The sequence below is a fragment of the Chloracidobacterium sp. D genome, from assembly GCF_018304685.1.
In the GTDB taxonomy this organism is placed as follows: Bacteria; Acidobacteriota; Blastocatellia; order Chloracidobacteriales; family Chloracidobacteriaceae; genus Chloracidobacterium; species Chloracidobacterium thermophilum.
In genome coordinates, this window is sequence record NZ_CP072634.1 from 1,788,694 (window position 1) to 1,802,084 (window position 13,391).

8 protein-coding genes are annotated in these 13,391 nt (G+C 61.9%); 7 read left to right on the forward strand and 1 reads right to left on the reverse strand.

The window, feature by feature from the left end; translation table 11 throughout:
• Positions 1-61: 61 nt before the first annotated feature.
• Positions 62-3,712, reverse strand: a complete 3,651-nt coding sequence (locus tag J8C01_RS07500; RefSeq protein ID WP_211431502.1) for an endonuclease/exonuclease/phosphatase family protein — start codon at positions 3,710-3,712, stop codon at positions 62-64.
• Positions 3,713-3,929: 217 nt separating this feature from the next.
• Between J8C01_RS07500 and J8C01_RS07505 the strand changes: the two genes are divergently transcribed.
• From J8C01_RS07505 to J8C01_RS07535, 7 genes are all read left to right on the forward strand, one after another.
• Positions 3,930-5,123, forward strand: coding sequence for an acyltransferase family protein (locus tag J8C01_RS07505; RefSeq protein WP_211431503.1), 1,194 nt, complete (start codon positions 3,930-3,932; stop codon positions 5,121-5,123).
• A 156-nt stretch (positions 5,124-5,279) separates the two neighbouring features.
• Positions 5,280-6,023, forward strand: a complete 744-nt coding sequence (locus tag J8C01_RS07510) for a hypothetical protein (protein ID WP_211431504.1) — start codon at positions 5,280-5,282, stop codon at positions 6,021-6,023.
• A gap of 4 nt (positions 6,024-6,027) precedes the next feature.
• Entirely contained in the window at positions 6,028-6,654 is a 627-nt protein-coding gene (hisG, locus tag J8C01_RS07515) for an ATP phosphoribosyltransferase (protein WP_249355410.1), read from the forward strand.
• A 187-nt stretch (positions 6,655-6,841) separates the two neighbouring features.
• The gene (gene leuS, locus J8C01_RS07520; protein WP_211431505.1) at positions 6,842-9,376 is read left to right on the forward strand and encodes a leucine--tRNA ligase; all 2,535 of its coding nucleotides are present in this window, start codon (positions 6,842-6,844) and stop codon (positions 9,374-9,376) included.
• A gap of 44 nt (positions 9,377-9,420) precedes the next feature.
• On the forward strand, positions 9,421-10,368 hold the full coding sequence (locus J8C01_RS07525) for a zinc-binding dehydrogenase (RefSeq protein ID WP_211431506.1): 948 nt from the start codon (positions 9,421-9,423) through the stop codon (positions 10,366-10,368).
• Between the two features lie 157 nt (positions 10,369-10,525).
• Entirely contained in the window at positions 10,526-12,091 is a 1,566-nt protein-coding gene (locus J8C01_RS07530; protein WP_014100014.1) for a nitrogenase component 1, read from the forward strand.
• 50 nt (positions 12,092-12,141) lie between these two features.
• Positions 12,142-13,389 carry a glutathionylspermidine synthase family protein gene (locus J8C01_RS07535; RefSeq protein ID WP_211431507.1) on the forward strand — a complete coding sequence of 416 codons (1,248 nt, stop codon included), beginning with the start codon at positions 12,142-12,144 and terminating at the stop codon, positions 13,387-13,389.
• Positions 13,390-13,391 lie beyond the last annotated feature (2 nt).

Genomic DNA, 13,391 nt, shown 5'->3' on the forward strand with positions numbered 1-13,391 from the left:
CAGAGCATGACCGCCGGAAATCAGGCCGGGTGCGCCCGACCAGATTGAAGCTTGTTGAAACTTAGCGCCGCCGCCCGCCGCTGGGTTGCATCGCAGTGGAGCGGCCGGAAGCCAGCGGCTCCACCGTCAGCCGCCCTTTGTCCCGCAGCACCTCAAAGCCAAACGCCGGACCCTCCAGCGACATCGTCGTTGCCATCACCGGCCCCGACGCCCGCCCCTCGTTCAACGCCACCGGGCAGGCCGTCCCGCCAACCCCAAAGACGTTGACAAAGAACCGCAGCCGCCGCACAGCCGGCAGGGCAATGCGGAAGGTCAGTGTCCGCGACTCACCCGGATTGAGCGTCCCAATCGGCGTGTTGCTGCCAATCGGCACCTGCCCGTCGACCGTGGACTGGTCCGCGCCAGCCTGCCCGCCACTGCTGCACGTGGCCCCATCCGCCGTCAGCAGCCGGTGCGGGTTGGGCGTGGCCACAATCACGCCGGTCGGCGTACTGTCGGGATACCCCAGTCCCACCACCTGCACAAAGACATCCGAGATGGTCTGGGTACTCGTGTTCGTCAGCACAGCCGTCAGCACGAGGTCGCCAGCGTAGTTGGGTGGCCCGCAGGTGTTGCCCAAAAGCGTCTGCCCGGTGATGCCAAGCGACACCCGGCAGTTCTGCAACACCGGCGTCGCCGTCGGCACGGAAATGACGACCCGCTTCGGATCGTGGTCCGACAGCCGCTTGGGCGACGCTGCATTGTTGCGGTCCACTTCGGGGAAGTCCGCGTTGACCCGCGCGGTTTCCGAGAAAGCAATACCCGACAGGTTTTGGGTGACGGCTACCTGGTCCAGCGTCTGGGCGCTGCCGTCAAACAGGAAGGAATAGTTCGACGAGTTCACCGCCGTCCCTGTCAGGCTCACCAGCGGCGGCGTCGGTGGATTCCACGCGGCCGTCGGTGCCAGCACGACCCGGGTATCATTTGCGCCGCTGGTCGGCGGCGTCGGCGCATTGCCCAGAATCGTGTTGTAGATGTCCGCGTAACCGTCGTTGAACTGGAAGCCGTTGAAGTCGCCGATGACCACCATGCGCTCATTCGGATTCAGTATCTGTCGCTGGCGAATGAGGTTAGCGACGAACTCGGCCTGCAACTGCCGCTTGTGGCGTACCCGGTAGCCCTCATTCGGATAGCCGTTGACGGGAGAACCGCCGGTGTCAATGTCTCTCAGTGAACGCTGGTGCAGGTTGATGACCGTAAACGCAAAGCCCCCCAGCGCCCCCTGCAAAATGATCGGCGGGCGGTCGTTGAGAATCGCCGTCGAACTGTCCGGCCGCACATACGTATCGGTCGCGCCCACCTGCGTCACACTGCTCACTGTGACGCGGTTGGTATTGACCAGATAGGCCACGGCAATACCGCCCACGTCATTGGTCGGGAAGATGTACCCCACGTAAAACGGGAGCGCCAGGTTGCTGTTTGTGGGATTGCCGTTGTCGGTGTTGAGCCGCGCCGCCATATCGTTGATGACAACGGTCAGGTTGTCCGTCGGCGCTTCCACTTCCTGCAACCCAATGACATCCGGGTTGCGCAGGATGTTCCGCACCTGAAGGGAAAACTTGCTGAGGCGATTGCTGTACGCCGTCGGCGTCAATACCGGTTCGCTCCGCCCCGGATCGTTCCGGTCGTCAAAGAATCGCTGGACGTTCATCGAGGCAATCGTGAGGTCAGTTGCAGGACGGACGGACAGCGGGATGGCCTCGCCTACCCCAGGATCGCCGTTGTTGGAGAAGACCGGCGGGTTGGCCGCTTCCGGCAAAATCGTGAACGTGCGAAACGCATAGTCCATCGCTCCGACCAGATTCGTCACAATGGCCGGATAAGGTGTACTCGGATCAAAGTCCCCCGACGGCACGTTGAGCGCCGTCGTGCCGGGTTGCGCCGTGCTGTCCACCCGCAGCAACTCCGGGTTGGCATCCCAGCGCGGCACGTTGACCGGCGGCGGCAACGTCCCCGTCACTCCGCCATTGGGAACAGTGTCCGGGAAGCGGATGCCCGGCTCACGAAACGGACGGTCGGCGCAAAAGCCGCTGCCGCACACCTCCGCCACAACGCCAAAAAACCGCCCGTTCGTCGTTGATGTGGCATTCGTTTCATTGATGAAACCGCCGGTGGGCGACACCACCGCCAGATGCTGCACCGCCACCCGCATCCCCTCAAACCGCTCGTAGCGCAACGGCAGGGTCGGCTCCAGTGGCGACGGCGTGCTGGCAATGGCCGGAGTGATGACCGTCGGTGCCGGCAAGGGAACACTGCACGCCAGCCGGGCAATCGTCAGTGACCCCGAAAGCTGCGTCACCGACGGCTGCTGCGGGTCAGCCGAGGGCACAAACTCATTGACCGTACCCCGTACCCGCACCAGGTTCCCAATCTGCACCGGCGGCGTGCTGCCCGTGAACACAAACAGCCCTTCGGACGTGTTCGGATTGCCATCATCGAGCGCAGAGCCGTCCGGCGTCTGGATGAAAAACCCGTTGCTGCGCAGCCCATACACCACACCTTCGGTCGTCTGCACGGTGCTGACCAGCGGCGAGGTGTTGCCTGTCCCCTGAATCTGGTTGATGGGCGTGACCGGTGTTGCCGCCACGACGTTGACCGTGATGGTGCAATCCTCGGTCTGGGGCGGGGTGTCGTTGTTTGACCAGCGGACAACGACGCTGTAGGTCCCGGTCGGCACGGTGTTGGCAATCTGCAGGGTGGCCGTGGCTGTGCCGCCGACGCCGGTTGCCGGAACAAAGTCCACAATGGAGAAGCCAGCCGTGGGTGGCGTGACACTGAAGACGACGGCGCTGTTGACGATGCTGTCGCTATCCGTGGCGCTCAGCCCGCAGGCAACGGCCGTCGTTCCCTGAAACGCCGCCACGGTCCCCGGACACGACGGCACAATCGGCGCGGTTGGCGGCGGCCCGCCGCCGGTCAGCGTGAAGTTGTCAATGCCAAAGCTGTCACGGTTGCCGGAGCCGCTTGAAGCACTCAGCGCTACGATGCGGAAGAAGACACTGGGCTGGTTGCTCACCTCGGCCGACTGCGTTGGCGACAGCGTCACAGAGATGTTGGTGTTGCCCCACGTGCCGGGGTCAGTGTAGGTGGCGAGCGTCACGAAGGACGTTGGGTTTGCGCCGACGCCGTATTGTAGCGTCCAGGTCGTACTGCGCGGCTGGACGCTCAGCATCTGGGCATCAAAGCTGACAGCAGTGATGGTTTCCCCGGTCGTATTCCGTTGGTAGGTAAAGGCCGCACCGGGGTCGCCGAAACCTCCGGTCTGCCGGATGCCCAGTGCCCGGTCCGGGGCGCTGTTTTGGGTTGTGTCGGGCGTTGAGGCGTTGAAACCGGCATTGTTGGCCGAGGCAAAGTTTTTGAAGGCCCCGCTGGTGTTTGCCCAGTCTATGGGCGTGGTTGAAAATGAAGCTGGTGTGCCAAGCGAGGTGGCGGTCGCGCCGGTACGCACCGTCCAGCCCGACGGCAGACCGCTGCCGATGCCGTCAAAGGTTTCGACATAGAGGATCATCGTCGTGGCCGGGACGGCCGGCGCCGCTGTGGAAGGACGGGCGGCGGTGTTGGCGCTCATCGGCCGCGGCCACGGCCCATACACCGCGAGCAGCGCACAGGCCATACCAATCACGAACACTGACGCCACATAGCGCCAGCGCGTCTGATTCATCGTAATGTGCATATTGACTTCAACTCCTGAGTCGGTACTGCACGGCTAACGGGTATCTACGCCGCAGGCAGCCGGGCAGTGGAAGAGAAAGTTCATTGAGGACAACTGGACATTGTGTAGAGTGGCCCAACCTTATGCCTGCTGTGTAAACGACACGTTACCAGTAAAGCTGTTTTTTTCGCTGTGGCGGGATACGCCATTTTGCAGAAGCTTGGGACAAACATCCGGCATGACCACCACCGACCCGAAGCGCCTCATCGAATTGGATGGCATCCGTGGTTTCGGCGCATTGGTCGTCGTCCTGTTTCACTATGTCCACCTCATCACCCGCCAGTCGCCGCCCGGTCCGCTCAAACACATCGCTGACTATCTGGGCTGGACGATTGGCATCATGGACCTGTTTTTCATTTTGTCCGGTTTTTTGATTGCAGGAGTGTTGTACGACGTGCGCACGTCGCCCAATTTTTTCAGGGTGTTTTATCTGCGGCGTATTCTGCGCATCTTTCCGCTGTACTATGCCGTCGTGGGCGCTTTCCTCATCACGCGGCTGGCCGTCTGGGCGGCGGTCACAACCGGCATCAGTGAAGGCGAAGCCATGCACTGGCTCATCCAGCGTCCGGTCGGACAGTTGAACGCCACCGACGGGCGCTGGCTGGCCAGCTACCTGCTCTATCTGCAAAATCTGGCTATGGCCTACGCTGGCGAGTATGGCGCGTACTGGCTTTCGCCTACGTGGTCGCTGGCTGTCGAAGAACAGTTTTACCTGGGGCTGCCGCTGCTTATCCGGTACGTTCCGCCGCAGCATCTGCGTCTGGTCGTCGGCGGGTTCATTGTGGCCGCGCCGCTGTTGCGTTTTGGGCTGGCCCTGACGCCCTACAACAACCCCACGGCGCAGTATGTGCTGACGCCGCTGCGCTTCGATGCGTTGGGATTCGGGGTGCTGACGGCGCTGCTTTACCGCGATCCGGCCGCCTGGTCCTGGCTGGAGCAGCAGCGGCGCTGGTGGTGGGCGTTGATTGCCCTTACGAGCGGCTGGCTGTGGCTGCTCTACAGCCGGCGGCTGAGTTTTTATGCGCCGGCGCAGATTGCGACCTTTTACTTTGCCCAGGCGGTGGCTTACACCATGCTGTTCTGGCTGGTGCTGACGCACCGCGCGGGTCGGCTGGCCGGCTTTTTCCGCTGGTGGGGGTTTGTCCGCGTGGGCGAGTTTTCCTATGGATTGTACCTGCTGCACGTGCCGGTACTGGGGCTGGCCCACGCCGTGGTGTTTGGCACCGCGCCCCACCTCCAAACCCTTCCGCGGATCGCCGTGACCATTGGTGCGGCCGGCCTCGTTCTGGCGCTGGCCAAACTGTCCTGGGAGTGCTTTGAAAAGCCCTTCATTCGGCGTGGGCAGCAGTTTCGCTATGATTCACCAACCTGAGACCGGCACAACCCGACTTCATTCCGCTTTTCATTCATATGAGCGCGTCAAGCCCAACCGCACTCCGGGCGTCTGGCTGTGATACCGTTCACGCGGCCGGGTGTTTGCAACCTGCCGCCGCAAGACCTAATTCTGCACCTTGTGGGGACTCCACACATGATGCGTAACCCGATGTTGGCTGCCTTGGCGTTGCTGCTGCTTGGGCCGTCAGGTCCGGTAGCCCAGGAAACCAGTCCAAGTCGTCCGAAAACCACCCCTGGCAGCGGAGCGCCGCGCACGACCCCATCTGCACCCCAGTCCAAACCGCCGGCCCCCAGGCCAGCCGGACAGACACCAGCGGAGACAGAAGCCGCGCCCAAACCCAAGCCCATGCACGAAACCCTGCGCGGCTACCTGCGCCAGATCAAGGGCGTCCGGCTGGAGCGCGCCGACAAGGACCCCAACACCATCGTCAGCCACTACACCGCAACCACCGGCGAAACCTTTGACATCGTGGTGATTCATTCGCCGCGCAAGAAAATGGTCGGACTGTATTCCTATGCGTTTGGCAACGTTGCCGAGGCCAAGAACGCCGATGCCCTGCGTGCGCTGCTACTCAGTGCCAACGAAGCCCTGGCCTTTGGAAGTTTCTTTGTCGATCGCGAGCAGGACATTGGGCTGAAGTGGTCGCTGCGTACCGAAACACCAATTACGTTCGAGGCGTTCCAGACGGTGTACCTGGGACTGGCTGCCGCCGCCAGGGAATACGGGCCGCAGATTGCCGACTGCATGAAGGGCAAAGCGAAGGAAGAGGAAAGCGATTCCACCACTCCTCCACCACGCGATGATGAAGAAAACGGAGCCGACAGCCCGGCACCTTCCAAAGTCACGCGCGAGCGGCGCGTGCGCAATCCGCAATAACGCCGTGCTGACGCTTGCCCTGGCCAAAGGCCGCCTCCAGGAAACGACCCTTGCCCGGCTGGAGCAGGCCGGTATCGTGCTGCCGCCGGAGCAACCCGACAGCCGGCGGCTCGTTCTGAACGACGTGCGCGGCGAGTACCGCTTTCTGCTCGTCAAACCGGGTGACGTGCCGATTTATGTTGAACACGGCATTGCCCAGGCCGGGGTCTGCGGGCGGGATGTCCTGCTCGAACAGGAACCGGACGTGTATGAACCGCTCGATCTGGGTTTTGGCTGCTGTCGGCTCGTGGTGGCCGGCTTCCCTGACATGCCCTGGCGGGAAGCCAACCATCTGTCAAAACTCCGTGTGGCCACGAAGTACCCACGAATCACGCAGCGCCACTTTCAGGCCCGCGCCACGCCGGTGGAAATCATCCCGCTGAGTGGTTCGGTTGAGCTGGCCCCGGTGCTGGGGCTGGCCGACTGCATTGTGGATATTGTCGAAACCGGCCGCACCCTGGCCGAAAACGGGTTGGCCGTTCTGGAGGACATCGCACCGGTGAGCGCGCGTTGTATCGTCAACCGGGCAGCCTTTCACCTTGCCCGCCATCAGGTGACACGGTTGCTCGAACAACTCGCCCCGCCAGCTTGAATCAGGCGCGACCTTATCAACGGGCTGGCTGCACAGAAACCAGTCTCTTTTGGCGAGTGTTCTCCCTGCCGGGACAGCTTACCTTTACCCTTCCGCCGCTTTGGGTCATGCTTTTTGGCGTTGAAACCTGACCACACCATAAGCGCTACCGGGTCAACGCTCGACTCAGGAAACCGGTTTTCCCTCTATGCACGAAAAGTACCAACCACACGTCGTCGAAGAAAAATGGCAACGGATTTGGCGCGAGCAAAACACCTTTGCCGTCCGTGATGATGGCCGCCGCCCCCGCTACTACATGCTGGAAATGCTCCCGTATCCATCCGGGCGCATTCACCTCGGGCATGTACGCAACTACAGCATTGGTGATGCCGTCGCGTGGTACAAACGGCTTCAGGGCTACGACGTACTGCACCCGATGGGATGGGACGCCTTCGGGCTTCCGGCCGAAAACGCCGCCATCAAGCAGGGCGCGCGCCCCGACGAGTGGACCTACCAGAACATCGCTGCCATGCGTGCCCAACTCCAGCGGCTGGGCTTCAGCTACGACTGGAGCCGCGAGATTGCCTCCTGCCAGCCGGAGTACTACCGCTGGAATCAGTGGATGTTCATCCAGCTTTTCAAAAAGGGATTGGTGTACCGCAAGCGGGCGACGGTCAACTGGTGCCCGAAGTGCAACACGAGCCTGGCCAATGAACAGGCGGAAGGGGGCTACTGCTGGCGGCATCCCGACACGCCGGTGGAGCAACGGGAACTTGAACAGTGGTTTGTCCGCCAAACACACTACGCCGAGGAGTTGTTGGCTGGCATTGAAGGGCCACTCAAGAACGGCTGGCCCGGACACGTGCTCAAACGCCAGCACGACTGGATTGGGCGCAGTGAAGGGGCCGAAGTGGACTTTGCCCTGGCCGAGGCCCCGGCTCTCACCGTGCGCATCTTCACGACCCGGCTGGACACGATCTATGGCGCGAATGCCATCATCGTCGCGCCGGAACATCCCCTGATGGAGCAACTGCTTGAACGCTCGCCCGTGCGGAGTCAGGTCGCGGCTTTCGTGGCGCGGATCACGGCGCAGTCGTTGCGCGAGCGGACGGAATCGCGGGAAAAAGAAGGTGTGGAGACCGGTCTCCATGCCATCAATCCCTTCAACGGGGAGCGGCTGCCGGTCTGGACGGCGAATTTCGTTCTGGCGCAGTATGGGACCGGCGCACTGATGAGCGTTCCGGCGCACGATGAACGGGACTTCGAGTTTTCACGCAAGTACGGGCTGCCCATTCGCCGGGTCGTATGGGATACAACGCCCAGTGATCCACAGTCCACACTGAAGATTTCAACCGTGCCCTTCATGGATGAAGGTGTACTCGGCTCCGACTGCGGGCCGTTTTCCGGCCTGACCTCGGCCGCAGCGCGTCAGGCCATGGCGCACCATGCCGAAACCCACGGATTCGGGAAACGCACGGTTGTGTATCGGCTGCGCGACTGGGGCATTTCCCGGCAGCGCGCCTGGGGCACGCCCATCCCAATGATTCACTGTGACGCCTGCGGGACAATCTCGCCGGAAAAGGAAGAAAACCTGCCTATTACGCTGCCGCCAGACCTGGATTTCTCAGTCGGCGCACCGCTGGCAACCCATCCGACGTTCACAAAGGTGACGTGCCCCAACTGTGGCGCTCCGGCCCGGCGCGACACCGACACCATGGACACCTTCGTGGACTCCAACTGGTACTACTTCCGCTACTGTGATCCCCACAACGACCGGTGTCCCTTCGACCGGGAGATTGTCCAGCGCTGGCTTCCGGTGGATTTCTACATCGGCGGCGACGAACACGCCGTCATGCATCTGATCTACACCCGCGCCTGGACGATGATGATGCGCGACCTAGGGCTGATTGACTTTGGCGAGCCGATCAGGCGGCTGCTGACCCAGGGAATGGTCATTCTCAACGGGGCGAAAATGTCGAAGTCGCGCGGGAATATCGTGGACCCGGACGACATGATCCGGCGCTACGGGGCGGACGCTACGCGGCTGTCCATCCTGTTTGCGGCCCCGCCCGAACGGGAAGTAGATTGGAAGCGGGTCACGGATGAATACGGTGCAGATGACTATCCGGCGGCCGAAGGTGCGATGCGCTATCTGGCCCGGGTCTGGCGGCTGGTTCACCGGTGGCGTGACCGCTGCCGGAGCGTCACGGGTTTGCCGGTGACGGTTTCTCCGGCGGCAGAAGTGACGCGGCGCGCCACACACCGGGCGCTGGCGCGGGCAACGGAGGCCTTCGAGCAGGGACTGCGGCTCAATGTCGTCGTCGCCACGTGCATGGAACTGACCAATGACCTTTACGACTTCGACACGGCGGTGGGTGAAACGACAGAGACCACGGATGTCCAAACCATGCGTGAAGGTCTGGAGGCATTGGTGCTGATGTTGACGCCGTTGGCCCCCCACATTGCCGAGGAACTGTGGCAGGAACTGGGCCACACAACTTCGCTGGCTCAGGCGCGCTGGATGACGTATGACCCGGAGCTGGCCCGCGCACCGCAGTTGGAAATTCCGGTGCAGGTCAACGGCAAACTCAAAAGCCGGATTCTCGTCGCGCCGGACCTTTCTGATGCCGACCTGGAAGCCGCGGCGCTGGCCGATGAGCGGATTCGCGCGCTGATCACAGATAAAACCGTTGTCAAGGTCATCGTTGTTCCCAAACGGCTGGTCAACATCGTCGTTCGATAGCATTCCCATCCGGCAGCGACGCCTGCCTGAAAGGTTTTTTGTGTATGGATGCCATCGTTTTCTATGCCCCGCACGAAATCGGGCTGCAATCCATTCCCCTGCCCCCGCTGACGCCGACTTCGGTGCGGGTCGCCACGAAGCTGACCTCCATCAGCGCCGGCACGGAGCGGATGACCCTTGAAGGGCGACTGCCTGGAATGCCGCAGCTTCGGTATCCGCTCATTCCCGGCTATGAGAATGTAGGTGAGGTCATCGAAGTCGGTGCGGACGTTGACCCGGCACAGTTTCAGGTTGGCGACCGCGTGTTCCTGCCCGGCACGGTTCGCTACGAGGGGTTTTTCTCGGTTTTTGGCGGTCAGGTTTCGGAATCGGTCAACGATGCCAAACGTCCCATCAAAGTTCCGGCTGGCATCTCGAATGAAACGGCACTGCTGCTCGCGCTGGGCGCCACGGCGCACCACGGCATACGGGACCTGGTTGCGCCCGGGACCCGTCCGTCCATTCTGGTACTGGGGCAGGGTATCGTCGGGCAGTTGGCGGCGCGCATGCTGACCCAGTACGGCGCGGAAGTGACCATTGCCGATACGATTCCCTTTCGCGTCGGGCTGGGCGAAGCCGATCACTTCATCGTGGTCCATCAGGAAATGGATATTCCGTCGGACAGTTTCGATGTCGTCGTCGAGGCGACCGGCAATGTGAGTTGTTTCGACACGGCCGTGCGCGCCCTCAAAAAGCGCGGCCATCTGCGCTCGCTGGGCTTTTACGAGGACATCCGCTTTGCCTTCGGCCCGGCTTTCATCAAGGAAATCCGGCTCGACATTGCCGGCGAGTGGGATGCGACCGACTTGGCGGCCGCCCTCCGGTTTTTGGCCGACCATGACGCGGCGCTGCACCAACTCATCACGCACCAGTTACCGGCGCGCGATCCCAACCGGGCCTATACGGTGGCGTTGCGTGACCCGGAGTGTTTGAAAATCGCACTCACATGGTAAGTTGGTGACAGGGGTGGAGGCGGCGGCGTCCACCCTGAAATGTTTTTCAGATGTTTTTCTCACACCGGGCGACGTTCCCCAGCCCCATCTCTGCCGTGAAGGCGTCCGCAGCGGTACCAGTGCATTACATTCTCACCTGACCGGGAGCGTTTCACCCATGCCATTGTCACAGGAAGTCGAAAACCTTGCCCAAACGGCGCTGCGTGCCGGACTCACGCTCAACGTCAAACGGGATGTGGACACCAGCAATGCCTTCTGGGGTGCCCTGTTCACCTTTGGGTGTCTGCCGGATTTGCAGGTCGTCATCAACGGCCCGGTCGGATGTTACACACTGCCCATCACTTCGATTCTCAACTACACGGACACCCTTCCCAACCTGCCAAACGTCATTTCGACCGATTTCACCGAACGGGAAGTCACGCTGGACGGCACGAATCCCATTTTGCGGACGACCCTCAGCGGCCGCTCGAAGCTCAACCAGCGGCGGCGGGCAACCATCGTGCTGACGACCCAGGAAAGTGAACTCATCAGCACGGATGGCTTTGAATCCGGGTCAAGCACAGACGATGCCGTGGCACAGTTTGACAGCCGGGCCCTCCAGGATGACGAATGGCAGGGGCGGGATGCTGCCCTGCTCTATCTTTACGAACACCGGGACTGGCTGCTTGCGTCATCCGGCTACGATGCCGAGGACCTGCGCGCGTCCGCGACCAAGCAGACGAAACCCCGGATCACGATCATCGGCCCGACCTATGGCTGCTTCAACAGCTATTCAGACCTGGCCGAAATCGAACGGCTGGTGCGCGGCATTGGCGCGGAAGTGGGTTGTGTCCTGCCGCTGCGCGCCCGCATTGCCGATTTGGCCACGGTGGATATGTGCGACGCCTGCATTGTCATGTACCGGGAATTCGGAGCCAGTCTGGCCACCCGGATGCAGAAGCCCTATCTCTACGCCCCGTTTGGTATCCATGATACGACGGCGTTTCTGCGTGAGCTGGGGCGGATGCTGGGGCTTCAGTCGGAAGCTGAAGCCTTCATCGCGCGCGAAAAGCAGACGACGCTCAAAGCCTTCTGGGACCTGTGGCGCAGTCCGCACCAGGACTTCTTCGGCACGTCAAGCTTTGGCGTTGCGGCGGGCGAAACCTATGCGCAGGGGCTGCGGCGCGTCCTGCAGGATGAGTTCGGCATGCGTCCCACGGTGGTGGCGTCGCGGCAGGCCAAGTCGGGGCCGCTGGCCTACAGCGCCAGCGACATCCGGCAGACTCTGCTCGACGACCCGCCCATGCTGATGTTTGGCTCCATCAACGAAAAAATCTACATCAGCGAACTCGAACTGCTGACCGGCTACATCCCGGCTTCCTTTCCGGGCCCCGTTGTGCGGCGCGCGACCGGAACACCGTTCATGGGCTATGCCGGGGTGGTGTATCTCGCCCAGGAAATCAGCAACTTCCTGTTCGAGCTGCTGTTCCGTCACCTGCCCGTCGAAAGCCTTGAACGGAAACAGGCGCAGGAAACGACCCTAGCCATCCCGGAGGCCGAAATCGTCTGGAATCCCGATGCCGTGGAGCGGATGAACATCGTGCTGAAAAAAGTTCCGTTCTTTGTGCGCATCTCGGCCAGCAAGAAGCTCCGCATTGAGGCCGAGCGGGAAGCCGTCCAGCGCCGCATCCGGGAAGTCACGCCGGACATCATTGACGATGTCGCCCGACGTTTTGCGCGCTAGGGTATCATCCTGACGCACCACGCCTACCTTGCGTCAGGGATGAAACCACGATGGATGACTATGCTGACTTTGCGCGCGCCGTCTATGCCACGGGCGTACTCTCCGATCCGTGGCTGTGGGGCGAACCACGCTTCCGTTTGCAGGGTGTGGTTATCTCCCCGGAGCTGGCTGCGCGGTTGGCCGAAGCGGCGGAAGCGGTCACGTATCTGCACCAGGCACTGGTTGAAATTCTGCTTGACGCCCCGGGCCATCTGACGGCGTTTTACCACCTCACGCCCTTTCAGCAGATGATGTGGTACGCCTCCGGCGGGCTGTGGCACGGCATGGCGCGCGCCGATCTGTTCCTGTGTACGGATGGCCATATCCGCTGCTGCGAACTCAACAGCGATACGCCTTCGGGTCAGCCCGAAGCCGTCTGGCTCAACCGGCTTCGCCAGGCTGCGCATCCCGGACTGGACGATCCCAACACCCAGTTTCCTGCCCGCTTCATTGCCATGCTGCGCGAAAGCCACGCCAAGCGCACGGAAGCGCCGCTGACGCGGGTGGGCATCGTGTATCCAACCGAGTTGACCGAAGACCTGTGCATGATCACGGCCTTTTCGCGCTGGCTTGAAGCGGAGAACATTCAGGTCATTGTTGGCTCGCCCTACAACCTGCGCCGGACGCCAACCGGTGTGGCCCTGCTTGGAGAGCCAGTGGATTTGGTTTTGCGCCATTACAAAACCGACTGGTGGGGTGAACGGCTCCCGGTTTGGGCCGATGCCGAAGGCTACCCGGATGACGAACCGCTGACCGAACCACTGCTGGCGCTGCTGGATGCCGACCTGCAAGGCCAGGTCACGGTGGTCAATCCGTTTGGAGCCGTTGTCACCCAGAACAAACTTTCGCTGGCCTTTTTCTGGGAAGAAATGACGCGCTTCCCGTCCGAAGCCCAGGACCTCATCCGGCGTTTCATTCCTGAAACCTACCGCCTGACAAGCATGGACAATGAACGCCTGCTTGACGAGCGTGAGCAGTGGGTGCTCAAGAGTGACTATGGCTGCGAGGGTGCCGAAACGGTGTGTGGGGCCTTTGTCACACCGGAGATATGGGAAAAGGCTGTCGAGCTGGCGCTGCCGGAGCACTTCGTGGTGCAACGTTTCTTTGAAGTCCAAGCGGATGCTGAAGGCTGGCTCCCCAACTACGGGGTGTTTGTGCTGGGGGGGAGTGCCGCCGGGTTCTTCACGCGGCTTTCCAAGGCGAGCACCGAATACAATGCCATCACCGCACCAACCTTCATCGGCCCCGGTTGCCTGTAAAA

Excerpts from the sequence above, each read along its gene's own strand:
- J8C01_RS07500 (WP_211431502.1), bottom strand. The coding sequence starts at position 3,712 with ATGCACATTACGATGAATCAGACGCGCTGGCGCTATGTGGCGTCAGTG.
- J8C01_RS07505 (WP_211431503.1), top strand. The coding sequence starts at position 3,930 with ATGACCACCACCGACCCGAAGCGCCTCATCGAATTGGATGGCATCCGT.
- J8C01_RS07510 (WP_211431504.1), top strand. The coding sequence starts at position 5,280 with ATGATGCGTAACCCGATGTTGGCTGCCTTGGCGTTGCTGCTGCTTGGG.
- leuS (WP_211431505.1), top strand. The coding sequence starts at position 6,842 with ATGCACGAAAAGTACCAACCACACGTCGTCGAAGAAAAATGGCAACGG.
- J8C01_RS07525 (WP_211431506.1), top strand. The coding sequence starts at position 9,421 with ATGGATGCCATCGTTTTCTATGCCCCGCACGAAATCGGGCTGCAATCC.
- J8C01_RS07530 (WP_014100014.1), top strand. The coding sequence starts at position 10,526 with ATGCCATTGTCACAGGAAGTCGAAAACCTTGCCCAAACGGCGCTGCGT.
- J8C01_RS07535 (WP_211431507.1), top strand. The coding sequence starts at position 12,142 with ATGGATGACTATGCTGACTTTGCGCGCGCCGTCTATGCCACGGGCGTA.